12 protein-coding genes are annotated in these 23827 nt (G+C 75.9%); 7 read left to right on the top strand and 5 right to left on the bottom strand.

What is annotated here, in order from left to right:
• Positions 1-39 precede the first annotated feature (39 nt).
• Positions 40-687, bottom strand: coding sequence for a TetR/AcrR family transcriptional regulator (locus tag ACF1AK_RS10995; RefSeq protein ID WP_391498458.1), 648 nt, complete (start codon positions 685-687; stop codon positions 40-42).
• A 91-nt stretch (positions 688-778) separates the two neighbouring features.
• Between ACF1AK_RS10995 and ACF1AK_RS11000 the strand changes: the two genes are divergently transcribed.
• On the top strand, positions 779-1402 hold the full coding sequence (locus ACF1AK_RS11000; RefSeq protein ID WP_391498459.1) for an SRPBCC family protein: 624 nt from the start codon (positions 779-781) through the stop codon (positions 1400-1402).
• Here the strand turns inward: ACF1AK_RS11000 and ACF1AK_RS11005 are convergent, their stop codons facing one another.
• From ACF1AK_RS11005 to ACF1AK_RS11015, 3 genes are all read right to left on the bottom strand, one after another.
• Complete coding sequence (locus ACF1AK_RS11005; RefSeq protein WP_391498460.1) at positions 1403-4567, bottom strand: amino acid adenylation domain-containing protein; 3165 nt, start codon at positions 4565-4567, stop codon at positions 1403-1405. It abuts the gene before it with no gap.
• The gene (locus ACF1AK_RS11010; protein ID WP_391498461.1) at positions 4564-10182 is read right to left on the bottom strand and encodes an amino acid adenylation domain-containing protein; all 5619 of its coding nucleotides are present in this window, start codon (positions 10180-10182) and stop codon (positions 4564-4566) included. Before ACF1AK_RS11010 ends, ACF1AK_RS11005 begins: the two co-directional genes overlap by 4 nt.
• A 158-nt stretch (positions 10183-10340) precedes the next feature.
• The gene (locus ACF1AK_RS11015; RefSeq protein ID WP_391498462.1) at positions 10341-13481 is read right to left on the bottom strand and encodes an amino acid adenylation domain-containing protein; all 3141 of its coding nucleotides are present in this window, start codon (positions 13479-13481) and stop codon (positions 10341-10343) included.
• A 553-nt stretch (positions 13482-14034) separates the two neighbouring features.
• Between ACF1AK_RS11015 and ACF1AK_RS11020 the strand changes: the two genes are divergently transcribed.
• The 5 genes from ACF1AK_RS11020 (at position 14035) to ACF1AK_RS11040 (ending at position 21046) form a co-directional block, all read left to right on the top strand.
• The gene (locus ACF1AK_RS11020; RefSeq protein WP_391498463.1) at positions 14035-17157 is read left to right on the top strand and encodes a phosphocholine-specific phospholipase C; all 3123 of its coding nucleotides are present in this window, start codon (positions 14035-14037) and stop codon (positions 17155-17157) included.
• Between the two features lie 192 nt (positions 17158-17349).
• Positions 17350-17715 carry a hypothetical protein gene (locus tag ACF1AK_RS11025; protein WP_391498464.1) on the top strand — a complete coding sequence of 122 codons (366 nt, stop codon included), beginning with the start codon at positions 17350-17352 and terminating at the stop codon, positions 17713-17715.
• Positions 17716-17846: 131 nt separating this feature from the next.
• Entirely contained in the window at positions 17847-18239 is a 393-nt protein-coding gene (locus ACF1AK_RS11030; RefSeq protein WP_391498465.1) for a hypothetical protein, read from the top strand.
• 61 nt (positions 18240-18300) lie between these two features.
• Positions 18301-20496: an MMPL family transporter gene (locus tag ACF1AK_RS11035; protein WP_391498466.1), complete on the top strand. Its 2196-nt coding sequence runs from the start codon at positions 18301-18303 to the stop codon at positions 20494-20496.
• 64 nt (positions 20497-20560) lie between these two features.
• A complete protein-coding gene (locus ACF1AK_RS11040) occupies positions 20561-21046 on the top strand; it encodes a MarR family winged helix-turn-helix transcriptional regulator (protein WP_391498467.1) in 486 nt (161 codons plus the stop codon).
• On the opposite strand, the gene ACF1AK_RS11045 is transcribed toward ACF1AK_RS11040, so the two are convergent.
• Positions 21038-22570 (bottom strand): SDR family oxidoreductase, encoded by a 1533-nt coding sequence (locus tag ACF1AK_RS11045; protein ID WP_391498468.1) that lies wholly within the window; start codon positions 22568-22570, stop codon positions 21038-21040. The two genes, ACF1AK_RS11040 and ACF1AK_RS11045, sit on opposite strands and share 9 nt — an antisense overlap.
• Before the next feature lie 504 nt (positions 22571-23074).
• On the opposite strand from ACF1AK_RS11045, the gene ACF1AK_RS11050 reads away from it, so the two are divergent.
• Entirely contained in the window at positions 23075-23782 is a 708-nt protein-coding gene (locus ACF1AK_RS11050) for a CBS domain-containing protein (protein WP_391498469.1), read from the top strand.
• Positions 23783-23827: the final 45 nt, after the last annotated feature.

A 23827-nucleotide genomic window follows, 5' to 3' on the forward strand; every position in this document is an offset into this window, starting at 1 on the left:
GTTCGGCGCGGCCGATGGCGGCGGGGCGGGTGGACCGGGTCAGGGGAGCAGGGCAGCGAGTTCGGCGTCGTAGAGGACCTCGGGGTCGAACCGCATGCCGGTGAAGTGGCCGGCGAGTTCGAGGGAGAGGACGCCGTGGAGGCGGGTCCAGAGGGTGAGGAAGAGGGCGAGGGCCTCGGGTGGGGCGGGGTGGTCGGCGGCCCAGGTGCGGTGGGCGGCGAGGTGGGTGCCGAGGGGGGAGGCGGGGGCGGCCGGGGGGAGGGCGGCGGTGCAGGCGTCCAGGAGGGTGGTGGCGATCTCCTGGGAGATGGCGGTGGTGTCCTCCGGGGCCTGGTAGCCGGGGATCGGGGTGCCGTAGACCAGCAGGTAGCGCTGGGGATCGGCGAGGGCCCAGCTGCGCAGGGCGCGGGCGAGGCCGGCCAGGTCGGCGCCGTCGGCGGCGGCCGCCGCGAGGGTGTCGGCGAGGCTGCGGTAGGCCTCGCGGACGAGTTCGGTGATCAGCTCGTCGCGGTTGGCGAAGTAGCGGTAGAGGGCGGGGCCGCTCAGGCCCATCTGCTTGGCGATCGCGTTGAGGGAGAGCGCGGAGGCGCCTGCGGTGGCGATCTGTTCCCAGGCGCGTTCCATGACCTCGGCGCGCACCTGGGTGCGGTACCGCTCGCGGGGGGTGGTGGGGTCGCTCTTCGCCATGGGTTAGAACCTATCACGGAAGCTATTGACTGTCGGGATGATGGCGAGTTAGAACTTGTAACGGAAGTGATGGGATCTAGAGAGGGATGTCATGATGGGAATCCGAGCTGCTGTGATCACGGTCCCGCTGGTGGTCGGGATCCTCGCCGGCGCCGCCGTGCCCGCCGGGGCGCAACCCGTCAAGGGGCTCACCTGCCGGGGCGCGGGCGTCGACCCAGCCGCGCAGGTGCGGTACCGGACGGAGACCGTGATCGACGCGCCGCTGGACGTGATCTGGAAGCTGCAGACGGACGTGGACCGCTGGCCGTCCTGGCAGCAGGCCGTCACCGGCGCCCAGCGCCTCGACCACGGCCGCTTCCGGCCCGGGTCGGCGTTCCGCTGGATGACACCGGTGCCGCCCGGGACGGGGATCCCGGCTACGAGCCTGGACATCACCTCGACCGTGCGGCAGGTCAAGGCGGGCTCCTGCATCCGGTGGACCGGTCCGGCGGTCGGCGAGGGGGTGCGCATCGACGGCGTGCATGTCTGGAGCTTCAGCAGGGTCAAGGACGGGGTGAAGGTGAGCACCGAGGAGACCCACACCGGGCCGCAGGTCGACGCCGATGTGCCGGTGGCGACCGCGATCCTCAAGGCGGGCCTGGACGGCTGGCTGACCGACCTCAGGGCCGCCGCGGAGGCGCGGGCGTCCGGGTGGACGCCCGCGCCCCGGCCGTGATCAGCCGCCGAGGCGGTCGGCGGCCTCGTCCTCGCTCAGGGCCTCGATCTCCGCGATGAGGAGTTCCTCGACGCGGGCCGCGAGCGCGGCGGCGGTGGACAGCTCGAAGGCGTCCCGGATCGGGACGTCCAGGCCGACGCCCGCGCGGACCCGGGCCACCACCCGGGTGACCAGCAGCGAGTCCCCGCCGAGTTCGAAGAAGTCGTCGAGGGCCCCCACCCGGGGCACCCCCAGGACCTCCTGCCACAGCTGGGTGACCAGTTGCTCGGCGTCGGTGCGCGGCGCCACGTACGGGCGCGCGGAGGCCTGGGCCGGTTCGGGCAGGGCCGCCGTGTCCAGCTTGCCGTTGAGGGTCAGCGGCAGGGTGTCCAGCAGGACGACCGTGTCCGGGACCAGGTAGGCGGGCAGCCGTACCGCGAGGTGTTCGCGCAGGGAGGCCGGGTCGGGCCCGGTGCCGGGCGCCGGGACCGCGTACGCCACCAGGCGCCGGCCGCCGAGCACTACGGCGGCGGCGCGCAGCACGTCCGGACGGCCGGCCAGGGCGGACTCGATCTCGGCCGGTTCGATCCGGTAGCCGCGCAGTTTGATCTGCTCGTCGGCGCGGCCGAGGTAGTCGAGGGTCCCGTCGGTGCGCCAGCGGGCGCGGTCGCCCGTCCGGTACATCGGCCCGCCGGCGAACGGGTCCTCGACGAACGCGGCGGCCGTCAGATCGGGGCGGCCCAGGTAGCCGCGCGCGAGCCCGGCGCCGCCGATGTACAGCTCGCCCTCCGAGCCGCGCGGGAGCAGGGCGCCGCGCTCGTCCAGCACGTACAGCCGCACGCCCGGGAGCGGGCGGCCGAGCGGCGGGCGGCGTCCGGCGTCCGGGGCGCCGAGGTCGGCGGCGGTGACGATGACGGTGGCCTCGGTTGGGCCGTAGGTGTTGACCAGCCGGACGGTGTCGCCGTGCCGCTCCCGCCAGCGGGCGACGGCGTCCGCGCGGACCTCGGAGCCGCCGAGCACCACCAGGCGCAGGGCGGCCGGCCACGGGGTGCGCTCGTCGTGCGCGACCAGTTCCTCCCAGTAGGCGGTCGGAAGGTCGAGCACGGTGACGGCCGGGCCGTGCGGGCCGCGCAGCAGGTCGGGCAGGGTGCGGCCGCCGCCGGGGAGCAGCACGACCCGGGCGCCGGTGGCGAGGGCGGGCCACAGCTCCTCGGCGTGGGTGTCGAAGCCGATCGAGGCGAACTGCACGATCCGGTCGGACGGGGTGAGCCGGTAGCCGTCCGGGCCCGCCATCCAGTCGACCCGGGCCGCCAGCGCAGTGTGGTCGACGGCGACGGCCTTGGGGGTGCCGGTGGAGCCGGAGGTGTAGAGCACGTAGGCGAGGCCGGCGCGCTCGTCGTCCGGAGCCGGATCGGCGCCGGGCAGGAGGCGCAGGCCCTCGCCGCCCTCGTCCGTGAGCAGCAGGACGGCGCCGGACTCGCGGACCATCAGCCGCCGCCGCTCCTCCGGGTGGGCCGGGTCGAGCGGCAGGTAGCCGGCGCCGGCCTTCCAGATCGCCAGCAGGGCCGTGACCAGGTCGAAGGAGGGGGCCAGCCGGACGGCCACCACCTGCCCGGCGACCGGGCCGAGCCGCTCGGCCAACTCGGTGGAGCGGCGGTCGAGTTCGCCGTACGAGAGGACCTCGCCGTCGCACTCCAGGGCGGTCGCGCCCGGAGTCGCGGCGGCCTGCTCGGCGAAGCGGGCGAGCACCGGGCGGGCATCGGCAGGGACCACGGGGCCCGTGCCCAGCGCCAGCAGTTCGGCGCGCTCCTCCGCCCCGATCAGCCAGTCCCCGTGCAGCGGCACCGTGGCGTCCTCGACGGCGGCGGCCAGCAGCGCGCGGCAGCGGGTGCCGAGCGCGTCCACCGTCGCCGGGTCGAGCACCTCCCGGTCGAAGCAGAAGGAGAGCGCGAGACCGCCGTCCGGGGTGCGCCAACTGTCCAGCAGCAGATCGGTCTTGGCGCGTTCGAAGCCGGAGTCCATGGAGGCCGTGCGCACCCCGGCGGGCAGCGGGGCGCCGCCGTCCTCGCCGGCCAGGTCGTACTGGCTCTGGTGCACGAACACCGCTTGGTAGAGCGGCGCCGCGCCGGCCTCGGCGGGCAGGTCCAGGTGGGCGGCGAGCCGTTCCAGCGGGACGTCCTGGTGGCTGAGCGCGCCCAGGGTGGCGGTGCGGACGCGGCGCAGCACGGTGCGGAAGTCGGGCTCGCCGGTGAGGTCGGCGCGCAGCACGCCGGAGCGGGCGAAGTAGCCGATCAGCGCCTCCTGCGCCGGCTCGGTACGGCCCGCGAGCGGGGTGCCGACCACGAAGTCGGTGGTGCCGGTCCAACGGGCCAGCACGCACTGGTAGGCGGCCAGCAGCACCATGAACGGGGTGCAGCGCTCGCGGCGGGCCAGTGCGTCCAGGGCCGCCGTCAGCTCCGGATCCAGGTCGACCGTGGCGAAGCCCGCCGGGTGCGACGGCTCGGCCGGGCGCGGGTGGTCCAGCGGCAGCCGCAGCCGGCCGGCGCCGGCCAGCTTCTCCGCCCAGTAGCGGAACGCCGCCTCGGCACCGCCCGCCGCCGCGCGCTCCTGCTCGGCGCGCGCGATGTCGCCGTAGCGCAGGGCGAGCGGTGCGAGGGCGGCCGGTGCCTCGCCGAGCGCCTCCCGGTAGAGCGCGAGCAGTTCGCGCCAGAGGATCCCGAACGACCAGCCGTCCGCGACGATGTGGTGCACCACCAGGGCGACCGCGTGCTCCTGCGGCCCGGCGGAGACCAGGACGGCGCGCAGCGGGGGCCGCCCGGCGAGGTCGAACGGCGCGTTGACGGCCGGGCGGCAGGCCTCGGTGAACTCCTGTTCGCCGGCGCCGGGGGCGAGTGCGAGCAGGTCGAGCGGGACGGGCGCGGGCGGTTCGACCAGCTGGACGGGCGCCTCGCCGTCCAGGGCGAAGCGGGTGCGTAGCGGCTCGTGCCGGGCGGTCAGCGCCTCCAGCGCGGTGCGCAGCGCGGTGACGTCCAGCGGGCCGCTCCACCGGCGGCACAGGTACATGTTGAAGCCGGCGTCGGCCGGGTCGAGCTGCTGGAGGAACCAGAGCCGGCGCTGTTCCTCGGTGAGCGGATGGACGGCCTCGGCGGGGCGGGCGCCACTGAGGGTCCGGTCGGTGATGGTCATCGGGTGGCGGCCTCGGTTCCGGTACGGCGCGCGGATGCGGCGGCAGGTTCGACGGGTGCGGTGGAGAGCTCGGCGGAGGTCGCCGAGGGGACGACGGACGGGGACACCGTTCCGGCGCGGGCCGTGAGGGTGGCCAGGCCGACCAGGTCGTCAGGCTCGGCGTCGGGAACGTCGCGGTCGAAGTTGCGCAGTGCCGGGACGGCCAGGCAGACGGCCACGAGCAGCGCCATGGCGAGGCCGAACAGCAGGTAGAGCAGGCCGATGCCGCGCCCCTCGCCGGTGCCGATCAGCCGGCCGACGGTGCCGGCCAGCGCGCCGTTCTCCTCGATCCACGGCTGGACCAGGCGCGGCCCGAGCGGGGCGACGACGGCGAAACCGACCGGGAGGGTGGACCAGGCCACCATGGTGTTGACCGCGATCACCCGGCCGTGGAAGCGCAGTGGCACCTTGGTCTGCACGATCGTCGCGTAGACGCCGTTGACCAGCCCCAGCGCGTACGCCATGCCGAACGCGCCGAGCGCCACCGGCCAGACGCTCGGGCGCAAGCCCGTCACCAGGCAGGCGGCGGCCACGCCGAGGGTCGAGAACAGGACGCCGCGCAGCCGCAGCCTGCGCGGCCCGCCCCAGACCAGCAGGGTCAGCCCGCCGAGCACGGCGCCGAGCCCGGCCGCGACCGAGACCCAGCCCGCGGCCGCGAGCGGGGCGAAGGAGAGCACCAGCGGGGTGGTGAGCAGGAACAGCGGCGAGAGGAAGATGTTGAGCACCGCGAAGAACAGCAGCATGGCCCGGAAGTGCCGGCTGCCGAGCGCGCGCCGGAACCCGGCCCGGATCTCGGCGGTGACGCTCTCGCGGCGCCGCGCGGCCATCACGTCGGGGAAGCGCACGGCGAGGGTGACGCCGGTGGCGACGACGTAGCTGGCGACGTCCATCACGAGGATGCCGCCGAGGCCGAGCGCCGACAGCAGGCCGACCGCGAACAGCGGGACCAGGAACTGGGCGAGGCCGAAGGCCATCTGGACGACGCCGTTGGCGCGGCCGAGGAAACGTTTCGGGACGAGCTGGGGCACGGCCGAGTTCCACGCCAGCCGCTGGAAGGTGAGCGCCGTCGACAGCAGCGCGATCAGGACGTAGGCGTGCCAGACCTGTAGCGAGTCGGTGAGGTACAGCAGCAGCATCACCGCCTGGGTGAGGCCCGCCGCGATGTCGCCGTACAGCATGATCCGGCGCCGGTCGCCGCGGTCCACCAGGGCGCCCGCGAGCGGCGCGGTGAGGATGCCGGGGACGAGACCGCAGGCGGCCAGCAGGCCGAACTGGGCGAGCGAGCCGGTGGTGAGGTAGATCCACACCGGCAGGGCGAACTCGGTGAGCGCCGAGCCGATCATCGAGATCTGCTGGCCGGCCGCGACGCCGAGGAAGCGGCGCATGGTCGGCCGCACGGCCGTGGACGGGTGCTCGGGGGCCTGCGAGGAGTCCCGGGAGAGCCCGGCCAGCCACCAGGTGGCGCCCTCGGTGCGCTCGTGCCGCCGCTCCTCGCCGTCCGCCACCGAGCGGTGCACGGTGGTGAGGATCTCGGCCAGCTCGGCGGCCCGGTACTTGAGGTAGAAGTGGCCCGCCTCGTCCAGCACCACCACGCCGGTGGTGTCGCTGAGCCGGTGCCACTCGCGGTACCGCTCCTCGTAGAACTCGGTGGCCGGGTCCTGGGTGCCGCAGACCGCGTACACCGGGGCGTCGATCCGGCCGCCCTCGCTCTCGAACAGCCGGGTGAAGTACCGCTCGGCCTCCTTGGTGCCGGTTCGCCGGTTGGCCACCATCAGGCGCAGCTGCTCGGTGCTGACCTCGTCGGTCTCCAGGCCCGCCGCCGCCAGCGCGTTGATCATGCCCTGGTCGCTGCGCAGCTTGTCGGCGGTGCGGGCCCACCACTCGCCGACGGCGGCGCCGCGTCCGCTCGGGCGGGCGAACGGGAAGATGCCGCCGAGGTGGACGGCCTCGACCTCGCGGCCCGCCGCCTCCACCCGCCGGGCGATCTCCACGGCCAGCCGGACGCCGACGCCGCAGTGGCCGTACAGCACGACGCGTCCCTCGACGTTGTCGAGGATCTCCTGGGCGCAGCCGGCCGCCACCTCGTCGATGTCCATCGCCTCCTCGCCCAGCTCGTGGCCGGGGACGGCGAGCGAGTGCAGGGCCCAGTCGGCGGGCAGGGCGTCGGCCAGCGGCTTGTAGATGAGCGCGCTGCCGCCGCCGTACGGCGCGCAGACCAGGCTCGCGGTGGCCTTGCGGCCGGGCGGGGTGAGCAGGTGCAGCAGGCTGCGCGGGCCGCGGTCGGCGTGCGGGTCGCTGACCAGGGCGGCCAGCCGGCGCACGGTGGGGTACTTGAAGAGGTCCATCACCCCGACCGGGGTGGGCAGTTCGGGGAAGGCCCGGCGCAGCTTGGCGACCACCTGGGTGGCCAGCAGGGAGTGTCCGCCGAGTTCGAAGAAGTCGTCCAGGGCGCCGACCCGGGGCACGCCCAGCAGCTCCGCCCACAGGGTGGCGATGAACTCCTCGGCCTCGCCCTCGGGTTCGACGAACTCGCCGCTCGCGGCGGGCTCCTCGGGTGCGGGCAGGTTACGGCGGTCGACCTTGCCGTGGGCCAGCAGCGGCAGCCGCTCCAGCACCACGAAGCGGGCCGGGACCATGTAGTCGGGCAGCACCTCGGCGAGGGTCTCGCGCAGGTCGGCGGCGGCGGGGGCGGGGCCGTCGCCGGGGTGCTCCAGGTAGGCGACCAGGGTCTGCCGCAGCCCCTCCCCGCGGGCCAGCACGACGGCCTGGGTGATGCCGGGCAGCGCGGTGAGGGCGGCCTCGACCTCGCCGGGCTCGACCCGGTAGCCGCGCACCTTGATCTGGTCGTCGGCCCGGCCGAGGTAGTCGAGCGTGCCGTCGGCGCGCCAGCGGGCCAGGTCGCCGGTGCGGTAGAGGCGGTCGCCGGGGGCGCCGAACGGGTCCTCGACGAAGCGTTCGGCGGTCAGCTCGGGGCGGCCCAGGTAGCCGCGGGCCAGCCGGTCGCCGCCCAGGTACAGCTCTCCCGTGACGCCCGGTGGCACCGGCTGCATCGCCTCGTCCAGGACGTGGCAGCGGGCCCCGGCGAGCGGGGTGCCGATCGGGGTGCTGCCGGGACCGGCGGCCTCCGCGGTGACCTCGTGGACGGTCACGCCGACGGTGGCCTCGGTCGGCCCGTAGTGGTTGAAGACCGCGCACCGGCCGAGGGCGGCGAGCTCGGCGGCCCACGGCCAGGCCGAGGCCTCGCCGCCGAGCACCAGCGCCCGGCGCGGCAGCAGCCGCTCCATCGGGGCGTCGGCGCCGAGCGCGGCCAGGTGGGAGGGCGTCATCTTGAGGTAGTCGAGCCGCAACGCCTCGATGCGCTCGGCGAGTTCGGCGCCGGCGATGCGGCGCGGCAGCAGGTGGACCCGCCCGCCGGTGCTCAGCGCGAGGTAGAGCATGGTGATGCTGAAGTCGAAGGAGAGCGACTGCAGCAGCCCGTAGCCGGCGCCCGGCTCGATGCGCAGCCGCTCCCGCACCCCGGCCAGGTAGTTGAGGATCTGCCGGTGTTGGACGGCGACGCCCTTGGGGGTGCCGGTGGAGCCCGAGGTGTAGATGACGTAGGCCAGGTGGTCCGGCCCGGAGACCTCCTCCAGCGGCTCGGGGTCCCGCGGCGCCGGATCGGTGTCCAGCAGCAACGTGGCGCCGTCGTACCCGGGGAAGCGCTCGTGCAGCGCCGTGTCGGTGAGCAGCACCCGCACCCCGGCGTCCGTGACCAGGTGGGCGAGGCGGGCGGGCGGCTGCTCGGGGTCCAGCGGCAGGTAGGCGCCGCCCGCCTTCAGCACGGCGACCAGGGCGACCGCCAGTTCGGGCGACTGCTCCAGGCAGACCGCGACCCGGTCGTCCGGCCCGACGCCGAGCGCCCGCAGCCGCCGGGCGAGGCCGTTGGCGCGCTCGTCCAGCTCCCGGTAGTCGAGGGTGCGGCCCTCGAACTCCAGGGCCGGGCGGTCCGGGTGGGCGCGCGCGGTCGCGGCGAGCAGCGCGGTGAGGGTGTGCCGGCCGTCGGCGGGGTCGGGCAGCGCGGGACCGGCGGCCCAGCGCTCCAGGACGTCCTGCCGCTCGCCGGGGGTGAGCAGCGGCAGCCGGGAGACCGGCCGCTGCGGGTCGGCCACCGCGGCCGTGACCAGCAGCTCGAAGCGTTCGACCAGCCGCTGCACGGTGTCGGCGTCGAACAGGTCGGTGCGGTAGGTGAGCAGCCCGTACAGGCCGCCGTCGGACTTCTCGCGCAGGTAGAAGGCGAGGTCGGTGCGGGTGGTGGCGGCCTCGTGACCGAAGCCCTCGGCGGCCGGCGCGCCGGGGGAGCCCTGCGCGCCGGCGACGCCGCGGTCGCCGTAGTTCTGGAAGGCGAAGCTGACCTGGAAGACGGCGGAGCGGCTGACGTCGCGCTCGATGTCGAGATCGGCCACCATCTGCTCGAACGGCACCTCCTGGTGGGTGTACGCGTCGAGCGTCGTGCCGCGCACCCGGCGGAGCAGTTCGCCGAAGGTCGGGTCGCCCTCCAGCCGCGCCCGGATCGGCAGCATGTTGACGAACAGGCCGACCACGCCCTCCAGTTCGCGGTGCAGGCGGCCGGCGACGGCCGAGCCGATCGCGAAGTCCCGCTGCCCGGCGTGCCGTCCGAGCAGGGCCTGCAGCGCGGCCATCAGCACCATGTACCCGGAGGCGTTCGAGGCGCGCGCCAACGCGGCGACGCCCCGGCTGAGTTCGGGGCTCCAGTGGAACTCGGTGGCGGCGCCCTCGAAGGTCACCACCGGGGGCCGGGGCCGGTCGGTGGGCAGTTCCAGGGCGGGGACGTCGCGCAGTTCCTCGCGCCAGTACGCGCGGGAGCCGGCCAGCGCCTCGCCGGCCAGCCGCTCGCGCTGCCAGTGCGCGTAGTCGCCGAACTGCACCGGCAGCTCCGGCAGCCGGTCGGGCGTGCCGTGGGCGTGCCGGGCGTAGAGCGCGTCGAGTTCGCGGTGCAGCAGGTCGAGCGACCAGCCGTCGCTCACGATGTGGTGCATGACCAGGGCGAGCACGTGCTCGTCCGGGGCGGTGCGCACCAGCAGGGCGCGCAGCAGCGGGCCGGTGGCCAGGTCGAAGGGCTCGGCGACCTGCTCGGCAAGTTCCCGGGCGGCGCGGGCGGCCGGGTCGGGGTCGTCGGTGGCGTCGATGAACTCGGCCGGGCACGGGCCGGGTTCGGCGATCCGGACCTGCGCGGTGCCCTCGGGAGTGGCGGGGAAGGTCATCCGCAGCGCCTCGTGCCGGGCGAGCAGGTCGGCGAGGGCGGCGTCCAGCGCGGTCCGGTCGAGCGGACCGCGCAGCCGGCGGGCCGGGGCGAGGGCCCAGGCGGTGGAGCCGGGGGCGAACTGGTCCATGAACCAGAGCCGTTCCTGGCCGCTGGAGAGCGGCACCTCGGTGCCGGGCAGCCGGGCGGGGACGGTGTTCGCGGGGGCGGGACCGGCGGTGTCCGCGGAGCCGGCCGCGGCGGCGCGCAGCCGCTGGGCCAGCAGGGCGCGCTTGGTCGCGGACAACCCGGTGGCGGGGTCCTGGAGATCGGTCATCGGGTGAGGTCCATTCGGCGCACGTCGGGGCGGTGGGCGCCGGGCCGTCGGGCCGGATCGCCGAGGGGCCGGGCCACCGCGGGGGAGGGGAGGCGAGGGCGCAGGGAGGAAGACGCGGGAGCGGGGTGCGGGAGGCCCGGGGGCGGGCCTCCCGCGGGTCAGCGCAGCTCGCGGACGGCCGCGGCGATGCCGAGCGGGGTCGGGGTGGCGAAGAAGACGTCGAAGTCCAGCTCGACGCCGAGCAGTTCGCGGATCCTGGCGGTGATCTGGATGATCGTCAGGGAGTGTCCGCCGAGCTCGAAGAGGTCCTCCTCGGGCCCGAGGCCGGGCAGCCGCAGCACCTCGGACCAGATCCCGAGCACGGCGCTGAGCACCTCGTCCCGGTCCCGGCCGCCGTCCGGTCCGGCCGCGGCCGGACCGGACGGCACCGGCGGGACGGGCAGCGCGCGCCGGTCCAGTTTGCCGTTGGGCGTCAGCGGCAGCCGCTCCAGCACCAGGAAGCGCTGCGGGACGGCGGCGCCGGGCAGCGAGCGTTGGAGGAAGGCCCGCAGGTCGGCGGGGGAGGGGGCGGCGCTCCCGGCAGCCGGGACGAGGTACCCGGCGACGAACGGCTCCTCGCCGTCCTCCTCGCGGTGCACCGCGGCGGCGGCCTCGGCGAGGTCCGGGTGGGCGAGCAGCGCGGACTCGATCTCGCCCAGCTCTATTCGGTGACCGCGGATCTTGACCTGGTCGTCGAGCCGGCCGAGGAACTCCAGCTCGCCCTCCGGGCTCCACGCGACCAGGTCACCGGTGCGGTAGAGCCGGTCGCCGGGGGCGCCGAACGGGTCGTCGACGAAGCGCTCGGCGGTCAGCTCGGGCCGCCCCAGGTAGCCCTCGGCGAGTCCGTCGCCGCCCAGGTAGAGCTCGCCCGGCACCCCGATCGGCAGCGGCCGGCGCCGGGCGTCCAGGACGTGGGCGCGGGTGTTGGCGATCGGCCGGCCGATCCGGACCGCCTCCGGCGCGGCCGGGAGCTCGGCGCAGGTGGCATAGATGGTGGCCTCGGTCGGCCCGTAGACGTTGAGCATCCGGTCGGTGCCGGCCCGCAGCTGCCGGGCCAGCGGCAGCGGCAGGGCCTCGCCGCCGACCAGGCCGGTCAGCCCGGGCGGCAGCGGTCCGGCGCCGAGCAGGACCCGCCAGCCCGACGGGGTGGCCTGGACGTGGGTGACGCCCTCGCGCTCGACCAGGGCGCGCAGCCCCGGCCCGTCCACGGCCAGGCCGTCGGCGGCCAGCACCAGCCGCCCGCCGGTGGTCAGCGGCAGCAGCAGTTCGAGGGCGGAGATGTCGAAGGACAGCGAGGTGAGGCCGAGCCAGACGTCCTGCGGGCCGGAGCCGAGCCGGTCGGCGAAGGCGGTGAGCAGGTTGACCAGGGCGCGGTGGCCGATCTCCACGCCCTTGGGACGGCCGGTGGAGCCGGAGGTGTAGAGCACGTAGGCGAGCCGGCCCGGGGCGGCCTCCGTCGGTGCGGGAGCGTCCCCGGCCGGCGCCGTCCGCGTGAGGCGGAGCACCGCCGGGGCGGCGGCGGCCACCTCGGGCGCCGGTTCGCGGTCGGCCAGCAGCAGGGCGGCGCCGGAGTCGGCGAGCACGAAGGCCAGTCGCTCGGCCGGGTAGCCGGGGTCCAGCGGCAGGTAGCCGGCGCCCACGGCGTGCACGGCGAGCAGCGCGGCCGGCAGGTCGGCGGTGCGGGCGAGGTGCAGGCCGACCAGGTCGTTCCGCCCGACGCCGGCCGCGGTGAGCGCGCCGGCCAGCCGGTCGGCGCGCCGCAGCAGTTCGCGGTAGGTCAGCCGCTGCTCGCCGGCCACTACGGCGAGCGCGTCCGGGGCGGCGGCGGCCTGCTCCCGGACCAGGTCGAGGACGGTCCGCTCCTTCGGGTAGGCCCGGGAGGTGGCGTTCCACTCGGTGGTGACCAGGCGCTGTTCGTCCGCGTCCAGCAGCGGCAGGTCGCCGAGCGCGGTACCGGGGTCGGCCGTCGCGGCGGCGAGCAGGGTGGTGAAGTGGGCGGCGATCCGCCGGGCGGCGGCCGGGGCGAGGACGGCCGGGTCGTACTGGAGGGAGAACTCGACCGCCTCCGGGTCCGCCACGGCCTGGAGGTGCAGGGTGTTGCGGGCCGCGTGGTGGAAGACCGACCAGTCGACCCGGGTGGTGCTGCCGGGGAAGACCGGGTCGGCGGTGGTGCGGCGGCGGTAGCCGAAGGAGACCGGGGCGAGCCCGGCCCGGGGGGTGAGGCCGGGCACGGCGGTGCCGAACGGCACGGCGCGGTGCTCCGAGACCAGCCGGACCTCGGTGCGCACGGCCTGGGCGTAGTACGTGAACGGGGCGTCAGCGTCGACGCCCGCCGGAGCGTACACCGGCAGCTCGTTGACGAAGGGGCCGACCGCGCCGCGCTGCCCGGGGCGGCGGGTCGAGAAGGGGACGGCGACCGGGACGGCCTCGCCGCCGTAGCGGTGCAGCAGGCCGTGCAGGGCGGAGAGCAGGAACTCGAAGACGGTGACGCCGGCCTGCCGGGCGGCGTCCGCGAGGGCGGCCCGGCCGGGGCCGTCGAGCCGCCAGGCGACGGCCTCGCCGGGGCCCGCGTCGGTGGTGGCCCGCGCGCCGCCGGGCAGCACCGGGGCGGTGGCGGCGGCCCAGCGCGGGCCGTGGAAGGCGGCCGCCGCCTCGGTGGCCGCGGCGTCGGTGGCCGCGGCGTCGAGCGGCCGGGGGGCCTCGGCGGGCGCCGGGCCGGTCGGCGCCTCACCCGCCAGGGCGGCGGCGTACCCGGCGGCCAGGTCGGCGACCAGCACGTCCTTGGAGGTGCCGTCGAACACCGCGTGGTGGGCCACCACCAGCAGTTCGGCGCTCCCGTCCGCCCGCTGGTGCAGGGTGAACCGGGCGAGCGGTCCGGCGGCCAGGTCGAAGGGGAGGGCGAGTTCCTCGGCGAGCCGCTTGGCGAGTGCCTCGCCGCTGTCGGCGGCGGTGTCGAGGACGGTGAGCCCGGGTGCCCGGGCGGCGCGGACCTGGTGGACCACGCCGTCCCGCTCCACCAGGGCCGCCCCGAGCGCGGGGTGCCGGGCGGCGGTCGCGGCGACGGCGCGGGCCAGCGCGCCGGTGTCGATCCGGTCGAAGGCCAGGCGCAGCGCGAGGTGGAAGACCTCGGGGACGTGGGTGAGTCTGCTGGTCAGCCAGATGCCGTGCTGGGCGGGGGAGGCGGGCCCGGTGGCGTCCGTCGCTCTCGCGGGTTCCCCGGCGGCGGAGGCAGGGTCGGGCCGGTGGGGGGAGTCGGACATGCTGTGCTCGATTCGGGAGTCGGAGACGATGCTGCGGGGCACCCGTCCGAGCGGTGGCCGTGGCGGCGCGGACGCGGCACGGCGCGGTCGGACGGCGCGGCTGCCGAAGGGCGGCCGGCCCGCCCCGCGGACCGGTCGGCAGGACGCCGAGGCACGGCCGGACCCGACTCCCAGGTGTCCCCCCTGATGCGTCGGACGCTCCGATCCTCTCCCCCGTTCGAAGATCATTGGCCTGGACCTGCCGTGAGATTTCCACAGACCACATGCCTCGTCAAGGGTTGTCCACGACCTGGCCGGAGCCTGCCGACGGTTCGTCAACTACCTTCCGCCTCCGGGTGGCTGGTCTGCCTTGAGGGGTCCCGGTCAAGGCTGGGTCGCGCGGTCGCGCCGACGGGGGTCGAGCGGGGTCAAGTTGTCTGTACAGCTCGGGGTTCACTGTCCGTCATCGACGCGCCATCGAACCCCCCGTTCCCGTCCATCTGGGACCCCTACACATAACGGGTCTGGACCAAAGCGTCCGACCACCCCCGCTGTGTACAAGGAGTCACCCCCGATGAGTCCGAAGCCCGAACTGTCGCGCCGCACCCTGCTCGGCGGAGCGGCGGCGGCCGCCGCGCTGTCCGCCCTCCCGCTCAGCGTGCGCGAGGCGCTCGCCGCGCCGGCCCGCCCCGGCCGGCTGGCGGACATCCAGCACGTCGTGGTGTTCATGCAGGAGAACCGCGCCTTCGACCACTACTTCGGCACCCTGCCCGGCGTCCGGGGCTTCGGCGACCGCACGGCGGTGCGCGGCGTCAACGGCCGCTCGGTCTTCCACCAGCCCGACCCCAGCCGCAAGGAGGGCTACCTGCTGCCCTTCGCGATGAACGCCGCCCACACCAACGCCTACCAGCAGGGCGCCCCCGCGTTCGGCTTCGTCGACTCGATGAAGGCCTGGAACGACGGCCTCGCCGACGGCTCCGTCACCCGCCGCTCCGGCGGCTGGCTCGGCCAGGGCTACTACGAGAGCGCCGACATGCCCTTCTACCAGGCGCTCGCCTCGGTGTTCACCGCCTGTGACGCCTACTACGCGTCGGTGCAGTGCAACACCAACACCAACCGCGACCACGTCATGACGGGCACCAGCGGCGGCACCGTCCGGGACACCCCGGTCACCGACAACACCGAGATCCCCGGCGGCTACGAGTGGACCACCTACGCCGAGCGCCTGGAGAAGGCCGGCGTCAGCTGGAAGACCTACCAGGCGCTGGACAACTTCGACGACAACGCGCTCGCCTGGTTCGCCCCCTTCGTCAAGGCCAGGCCCGGTGAGCCGCTGTACGAGCGCGGCATGCGCGCCGTCGGCGACCCTGCCAAGAAGAACGACCCCTTCGCGATGGGCGACGCCCTGGTCGAGGCCTTCGCCGCCGACGTCCGGGCCGACGCCCTCCCGCAGGTCTCCTGGATCGTCGCCCCCGCCGCGCTCTCCGAGCACGCCAACTACGCGCCGCCGAACGGCGAGCACCTCACCGCCCGGCTGCTGGCCGCCCTCGCGGCCAAGCCCGAGGTCTGGCAGAAGACCGTCTTCATCCTCAACTACGACGAGCACGGCGGCTTCTTCGACCACCACCTGCCGCCCGTCCCGCCGCTGGCCACCGGACGCGGCAAGTCCACCGTGCCGGTCGACGGCGAGGTCGTCGTCCGGGTGAGCAGGGGCGGCTCCACCTACCACCGGGTGGTGAGCCAGGACGGCAGGTACCGGGTGAAGGCCGCCGACGGCTCGCTCACCTGGTCCGACACCCTGCCGGCCGGCGAGAGCGTCGTCTCCGGCCCCTACCCGATGGGCCTGGGCGTGCGGGTGCCGATGATCGTCGTCTCGCCGTGGACCCGCGGCGGCGTCATCGACTCCACCGTCTACGACCACACCTCGGTGCTGCGCTTCCTGGAGCAGCGCTTCGGCGTCCAGGAGCCCAACATCAGCCCCTGGCGGCGCTCGGTCTGCGGCGACCTCACCAACGTCTTCGACTTCTCCGGCCGCGACCCGCGCTGGCCCGGACTGCCGGACACCAGCGGCAACCGGCAGAAGGTCGTCGACACCGGCAAGCTGCCCGCGCCCACCGTGCCCGATCCGCAGGTCTTCCCGCAGCAGCAGCGCGGCACCCGCGCCGCCCGCCCGGCGCCGTACGACCTGACCGTCAAGCCGCGCCTCAAGGGCGACCGGCTGACGATCGACTTCATCAACCAGGGCAAGCAGGGCGCCGTCCTCGCGGTCTACCCGGAGCCCGGCACCCCGCCGCGCCACTACACCGTCGGCGCCAAGTCCCGGCTCTCCGACGTCTGGACGGTCGGCCCGGACGGCTACGACCTGCGGGTGCACGGCCCCAACGGCGCGCTCTGGCACCTGCGCGGCACCGTCGACGCGCCCTACGAGATCTCGCTGTCCGAGGAGAAGAACGGCAAGGTGCTGGAGGTGGACGTGATCAACCGCTCGCGCACCGCCCAGACCTTCCTGGTCGGCGACCTCGCCTACGGCGACGGCCTGCGCGAGGTCCGGGTCGCGGCCGGCGACGACCGGACCGTCAACGTCGAGGTCGGCCCCGAGGGCTGGTACGACGTCGCCGTCGGCGTCCGCGGCGAGCTGGGCTTCCGCCGCCGGATCGCCGGCCGCTTCCCCTGGGACGGCGAGCACCTGCTCACCGACCCGGCGATGGGCCTGGCCGACCCGCTGACCGTGGACGTCGCGCTCAAGGCCGCCTCCACCACCATCGACGAGGCGATCCTGCTGCCCGGCCGCCCGGCCCGGGTCACCGCCCGCTTCACCGCCACCACCGCGCTCACCGCGCTGGAGGCGCAGCCGGTCGTCCCGTCCGGCTGGACGGTCACCGCCGTCACCGCCGCGCCCGCCTCGCTCGCCGCCGGGGCCGTCGCCACCGCCGAGTGGGACGTCACCCCGCCCGCCCGCCTGCCGGACGGCGCCACCCACCGGGTGCTGGTCACCGCCCGGGCGCAGGCCGGCGACCGCTTCGCCGTCGCCGACGGCGAACTCGCCGCCCGCACCGCTCCGGTGATGGCCGGCCACCTGCTCGGCGAGGACTTCGAGTCGCTGGCCGGCGCGCTCCAGCCGGTCGGCGGGGTGCTCGGCTGGACCGCGCAGGCACCGCAGGGCTGGTCGGTGGTCAACGCCCCGGGCATGCCGCAGGGCACCACCCGCCTCCAGGGCTGGACCTTCCACACCAAGCGCGAGTGGTCCAGCCCGGCCGGGCAGGACCGCGGCAACTTCACCCGGGGCCTGGGCATCCTGGCCGTCGCCGACCCGGACGACTGGGACGACACCGGCTCGCCGTCCAAGAAGGGCGTCTTCGACTCGACCCTCGTCTCGCCCGCCGTGCCCCTCCCGGCCGGCGCCACCACCCTGTACCTGGGCTTCGACTCGCACTACCGCCAGGAGGCCCCGCAGAAGGCCGCGGTCACCGCGGTCTTCGACAACGGCACCGAGACCCGTCTGGTGTTCTACAGCTCCGACGCCACCGGCAACGACAACGCCGGCAGGGACGTCCAGAACACCTTCGTCGCCAAGCAGTTCGCCGTCCCGGCGGGTGCCCGCAGCGTGACCCTCAGGTTCCGGATGTACGACGCCGGGAACAACTGGTTCTGGGCCGTCGACCACATCCGCCTGGACGTCAGGCCCCTCACCGGCTGACGGTCCGCCGCACCGGGGCGGCTCCCCGGAGGGCCCGGGCCGGAAACACGTGTGCCGGCGCACTGTCAACCGTCGCGAACGCGACGCGTGCGCCGGCGCACCGGGCCGGAAAGTCACTGTCCGTATCCGGTCTCCCACCGGTAGGAATGGTGGCCGGCGCGGACCGCCCGCGCCGTGGAGAGGAGCCGCTCCGTGTCCCGTCCCCGTGCCGTCGCCCTGGCCCTCGGCTGCGCCGCCGCCGCGCTGACCCTGACCGCGACCACCGCGCACGCCGCGCCCGGCGACACCCAGAACGTCTGCAGCAGCCAGCTCACCCCCGCCGGCTGGGTGGACGTCCAGTGGTGGAACGACATCAGCTGCTCGTCGACCTTCAGCCCCAACAAGAAGCAGATCAAGCAGGCCGCCGGGCTGCCGGTCGGCACCACGTTGAACGTCTGTTCCTCCGCGCTCCCGCCGGCCGGCTGGGTGCAGCTGTCCGCGTTCTACAACAGCAGCTGCCAGTACGCCGCCGTCCCGAACTTCAACAACAACTCCTGGCAGATCAAGCGCGTCTCCTGACGCCCCGCCGCCTCCCGGGCGGCCGCCGACGGCCCGCCGGTCCCGCACCGGTGGGCCGTCGGCGCGTCCCGCACCCCGGGTCGGCACACTGGTCGCACCCTGTCCGCCGCCCGCCCCGGGAGACCACCGCCATGCACCAGCGCCTGCTGCGCCTCACCGGCGCCGCCACCGCCGTCTACGGACTCGCCGTCGCCCGGCGGCCGGCCCTGCTCGCCCGCCCCTCCGGGCTCACCGCGCCCGACGGCACGGTGCCGGCCCCGGTCGCCGCCTGCCTGCGCCCGCTCGCCCTGCGGGACGCCGCCTGCGGCCTGGCCATGGCCCTCGCCCCGAACGACGCCGCGCTGCGCACCGCCACCGCCGTCCGGATCGCCTCCGACCTCGGTGACGCCGCCCTGCTCGCCACCGCCCTCCCGGCCCGGCGGCACCGGGTGATGGCGGTCGCCGTCTCGGTCGGCTGGGGAGCGCTCTCGGTGGCCGGACTGCTGGCGCGGCCGCGAGGTCTCTCCGCCGGTCAAGTCTCTTGACGGTCGAGAGATATGATCCGGGCTGTCCGCCACCCCGCCGCAGCCCGGAGGGCGCCCCGCCATGCCCGCTGACCGTCCCGCCGCCTCCGCCGCCTCCGCCGACCCCGCCGTCCCGCCCGCCGCCTCCGCCCGGCGCCGCCGCGCCCGGCTGCTCGTCCCGCTCGCCCTGCTGATCGTCTGGCTCGGCCTCGGCGGCGCCTTCGGCTCCTACGCCGGGCGGCTCGGCGAGGTCGCCACCAACGACCGGGCCGCCTTCCTGCCCCGCAGCGCCGAATCCACCGAGGCCGCCCGGCTCGGCGCGGACTTCCGGGCCGGGGACGCCCTGCCCGTCATCGTCGTCTGGGAGAGCCGCACCGGCCCCCTCGACGACACCCGCCGCGCGGCCGCCGCCCAGGCCCTGCACGACGCCGCCGCGCTGCCCGGCGCCACCGGACGCGTCTCGCCCGCGCTGCCCTCCGCCGACGGCCTCGCCGTGCAGGGCGTCGTGCACCTGCGCGCCGACCTCGGCCGCGGGACCGGCGACACCGTGCGCGCCGTCCGCGCACTCGCCGAACGCGTCCCCGGCACCACCGTCGGCGTGGCCGGACCCGCCGCCATCCTGGCCGACCTCGGCGGCGCCTTCGCCGGCATCGACGGCCTGCTGCTCGGCGTGGCGCTCGGCGTGGTCCTGCTGATCCTGCTCGCCGTCTACCGCGCCGTCCTGCTGCCCCTGCTGGTCATCCTCGGCGCCGTCTTCGCCCTCGGCATCGCCTGCGCGCTGGTCTACCTGCTCGCCGACCACGGCCTGGTCACCGTCGACGGCCAGGTCCAGGGCCTGCTGTCGATCCTGGTCATCGGCGCCGCCACCGACTACGGCCTGCTGCTCTCCGCCCGCTTCCGCGAGGAACTGCACCTGCACGGCGACCGGTTCGCCGCGATGCGCACCGCCTGGCGGCAGTCCGTCGAGCCGGTCACCGCCTCCGGCGCCACCGTCGCGCTCGGCCTGCTGGTGCTGCTGCTCTCCGACCTCACCAACAACCGGGCGCTCGGCCCGGTCGGCGCCATCGGCATCGGCTGCGCCGTGCTCTCCGCGCTGACCTTCCTGCCCGCCGCCCTGGTGCTGGCCGGGCGCGCCGCCTACTGGCCGGCCCGGCCGGCCGCCGACGGCCGGGCCCCGGTGCACGCGGTCTGGACCAGGGTCGCGGCGCTGGTCGCCCGCCGCCCGCGCGCCCTGTGGGCGGCGAGCCTCGCCGTGCTGACGGCGCTGGCCGCCCTCGCCCCCGCCCTGGACGCCGGCGGCGTGCCGCAGAGCGAACTGTTCGTCAAGGCCCAGCCCTCGGTGGCGGGCCAGCGGCTGCTCTCCGCGCACTTCCCCGGCGGCAGCGGCAACCCGGCCGTGGTGATCGCCTCCGCCGGCCGCGCGGAGGCCGTCACCGCCGCGGCCGCCGCCGTACCCGGGGTGGCCGGTGTGCGCGCCACCACCGCGGGGGCGCCGGGCGGCGCGCCGCTGGTCGCCGACGGCCGGGTCCGGCTGGAGGCGACGCTCACCGACCCGGCCGACAGCGACGAGGCGATCGCCACCGTGCACCGGCTGCGGCAGGCGGTGCACGCCGTCCCCGACGCGCAGGCGCTGGTCGGCGGCTACACCGCGCAGCAGGACGACACCCGCACCACCGCCGCGCACGACCGCACCCTCATCACCCCGGTCGTGCTGCTGTGCGTGCTCGCCGTCCTCGTCCTGCTGCTGCGCTCGCTGCTCGCGCCGGTGCTGCTGGCCGCGACGGTCGCGCTCTCCTACCTGGCGACGCTCGGCGTGAGCGCGGTGGTCTTCCCGCACGTGTTCGGGTTCTCCGCCGTGGACCCCTCGGTGCCGCTCTACGGGTACGTGTTCCTGGTCGCGCTCGGCGTCGACTACAACATCTTCCTGATGACCAGGGTCCGCGAGGAGGCACTGCGCTCCGGCACCCGGGAGGGGGTGCTGCGCGGGCTCACCGCGACCGGCGGGGTGATCACCTCGGCGGGCGTGGTGCTCGCCGCGACCTTCGCCGCGCTCGGGGTGATCCCGCTGGCCTTCCTCGCCCAGATCGCCTTCATCGTGGCCTTCGGCGTGCTGCTGGACACCCTGCTGGTGCGCTCGCTGCTGGTGCCGGCGCTGGTCCGGGACCTCGGCGACCGGGTCTGGTGGCCGGCCCGTACCGGCCGCGCGCCGGCCGGGCGGACGGCTCCCGCCCCGGCGGATCCGCAGCCGTCCGGAGAACCGGTCGGCCCGGGGGTGTGAGCCCGGGCGGCACCGTTAGGCTGAACGGGTTGGCCCGACGTCGTACGCAACCGGAGAACACGCCTTGGCGGAGCAGGGGGAGCAGCAGAGCTCACACGGCACACCGGAGCTCGGCCGGCTGCTGCAGGACCTCGCCTCGGAGATGAACCTGCTCGGCCACGGTTTCGCCGCCGCCAGCGGCCTGCACACCACCGACGTGCAGGCCCTGCTCGCGATCATGCGCGCCGGGGACGCCACCGCGGCGTCCCCGGGCATCACCCCCGGGCGGCTGGGCGAGGAGCTCAACCTCTCCTCGGGTGCCGTCACCGCGGTGCTGGACCGCCTGGAGCGGGCCGGGCACATCCGCCGCACCCGTGACGCGGCGGACCGCCGGCTGGTCCTGGTGCACTACCTCCCCGGCGCCGGCCGGATGGCGGCCGAGTGGTTCGCCCCGGTCGCCCGCCGCACCGAGGTGGTCCGCGCCGAGTTCACGCCCGGTGAGCTCGCCGCCGTGGCCCGCTTCCTCGGCCGGATGACCGGCGAGCTGGAGGAGCTGCGCCACTCACGCTGAGCCGCCCGCCGGCCCGTCCCGGGGCTCGCGGGCGGCCTGCTCGGTGATCCGCCGGGCCATCCCGCCGAACACCACGGCGTGGAACGGCGCCACCGCCCACCAGTACGCGTGCCCGGCCAGCCCGCGCGGGTGGAACAGTGCCCGCTGCCGGTAGCGGCTGCCGCCCGCGCCGTCCGGTGCGACCGTGAGCTCCAGCCAGGCCGGCCCCGGCAGCCGCATCTCCGCGCGCAACCGCAGCAGCCGCCCCGGTTCGATCTCCTCCACCCGCCAGAAGTCGAGCGACTCGCCGACCCGCAGCCGCGCCGGGTCCCGCCGCCCCCGGCGCAGCCCCACCCCGCCGACCAGCCGGTCGACCCAGCCGCGCACGGCCCAGCCGAGCGGGAAGGAGTACCAGCCGTTCTCCCCGCCGATCCCCTCCACGACCCGCCACAGCGCCGCCGGAGCGGCGTCCACCCGCAGCTCCCTGACGTCCTGGTAGAGGCTTCCGCCGGCCCAGTCCGGGTCGGTCGGCAGCGGGTCGCTCGGGGCGCCGGGCAGCGAGGCGGAGGACCAGCGGGTGGCGACGTCCGCGTCCCGGATCCGGCGCAGCGCGAGCCCGACCGCCTCGTCGAAGCCGACCATGCCGCCCGGGGGCGGCGGCAGGTACCGGTCGAGGTCGTGCTCGCCGCGGACCACCTCGTGGCGCAGCGACTCCACCAGCGGCCGGGCGATCGAGCCCGGCACCGGCGTCACCAGGCCGACCCAGAGGCTGGAGAGCCGGGGGGTGAGGACGGGGACGGCGAGGATCAGCCGGCGCGGCAGCCCGGCCACCGCCGCGTAGCGCTCCATCATCCGCCGGTAGGTCAGCACCTGGGGCCCGCCGATGTCGAAGGCGCGGTTCACCTCGGGCGGCAGCCCGGCGGCCCCGACCAGCAGCCGCAGCACGTCCCGCACGGCGATCGGCTGGATCCGGGTCTCCACCCAGCGCGGGGTCACCATCACGGGGAGGCGCTCGGTGAGGTACCGGAGCATCTCGAAGGAGGCCGACCCCGAGCCGATGATCACCGCGGCCCGCAGTTCGGCGGTCGGCACGCCGCCGGCCCGCAGCACCCGCCCGACCTCGACCCGCGAGCGCAGGTGCGGCGAGAGCTTCCCGGCCGGTACCCCGGCGGGCGCGAGTCCGCCCAGGTAGACGATCCGGCGCACCCCGGCCTCGGCCGCCGCCCGCCCGAAGGCCTCGGCGGCGGCCCGGTCGGTGGCCTCGAAGCCGGGGCCGGTGCCGAGCGCGTGCACCAGGTAGTAGGCGATGTCGATCCCGGCGAAGGCGCCGGCCAGGCTCGGCGGGCGGGTGACGTCACCGGCGACGGCCTCGACCCGCCCGCGCCAGGGGTGGTCCCGCAGCCGGTCCGGATCGCGGACCAGGCACCGCACGGTGTGCCCGGCGTCCAGCAGCTCCGGCACCAGCCGGCCGCCGATGTAGCCGGTGGCCCCGGTGACCAGGCAGCGCAGCGGGCCGGCGGGGGTGAGAGGGGCGGGGTCGGTCACGGTGGCTCCCGGGCGGCGGTCTGCGGCTGGTCGCCACGATGATCTCCGCAGTGCGGCCGGCCCGCACCGGGGCGGCCGGGGACTCGCCCGTCCGGCCCAGGGCGGGACGGGCGCGCCCGGCTTCCCCCGCAGGACCGCGGGCCGGGCGTCGCGGCCGTCGCGGCGGTCACGGCCGCTCACGGCAGGGCTCCTCCCCTCCTCCCGGCGTCGCCCGTTCGGCGCAGCGCGGTCGGGCCGGGTGGCGGGGTGCGTGCGGAGGGCGCACGGGCGGGGTGGCCGGGCGCGGTCCGGGGAGGCGGCGGGTGGAGGCCGGGGGTGCGGCGGGTAGGCGGCGGGTAGGGCCGGAGGGGTCCTTGGTCCCGTCGGTTCAGCCCCTTGGCCCCTGGCGGAGCGCCCGGCCGGGGGAGATGCTCCTGGTACAGCCGATCGGACGACAGGGGTCCGGTCGGACCACGCCTGCGGACGAGGTGAACCGGCGTGCGGCATGCCACCGTCGAATCAGTGATGACCAGTCCCGTGGTCCAGGTCGCCCCCCAGACCGGCTTCCGGGAGATCGTCGCGCTGCTGGCCGAGTACGACATCACCGCCGTGCCGGTGGTGGACGGCGACGGCCGCCCGCTCGGCATCGTCTCGGAGGCGGACCTGCTGCTCACCCTGGCCGCCCAGGAGGACCACGGGAGCCACATGCCGCCGCCGGAGCTCCCCCGGACCGGCCCGGGCGGCGCGGTGACCGCCGCCGATCTGATGACCGGGCCGGTGGTGTGCACCACCCCGGACGCCAGCGTGGTCGTGGCGGCCCGGATGATGAGCCGGCACGGCGTGAAGCGGCTGCCGGTGCTGGACCCGGACGGCCGGGTGTTCGGCATGGTCAGCCGCGGTGACCTGCTGCGGGTCTTCCTGCGCGAGGACCGGGTGATCCGCCGGGAGATCGTGGAGGAGGTGCTCGGCCGGATCGAGGGGGTGAGCCCCGCCGAGGTGGGCGTCGAGGTCGACCAGGGGCGGGTGGTGCTCAGCGGCACCGTGCCCGAGCCGCATCTCGTCCCGATCGTGCTGAACCTCTGCCGTTCGGTGGACGGTGTGGTGTCGGTGACCGACCGGATGAGCGCCGACAACTTCGGCGGCCTGGGGCCGGAGAGCGGTTCCCCGGCCGGACCGGGGGAGGCGCGCGACGGTGACGCGCGCGGGAACGACACGCCCGCGCCGATCGGCTGATCCCGCGCGCCCGCGCGGTGCGCAGCCGGCTCCCGCGCGTCGGGC

Origin of the sequence: Kitasatospora sp. NPDC015120, from assembly GCF_043080305.1 — a bacterium.
In the GTDB taxonomy this organism is placed as follows: Bacteria; Actinomycetota; Actinomycetes; order Streptomycetales; family Streptomycetaceae; genus Kitasatospora.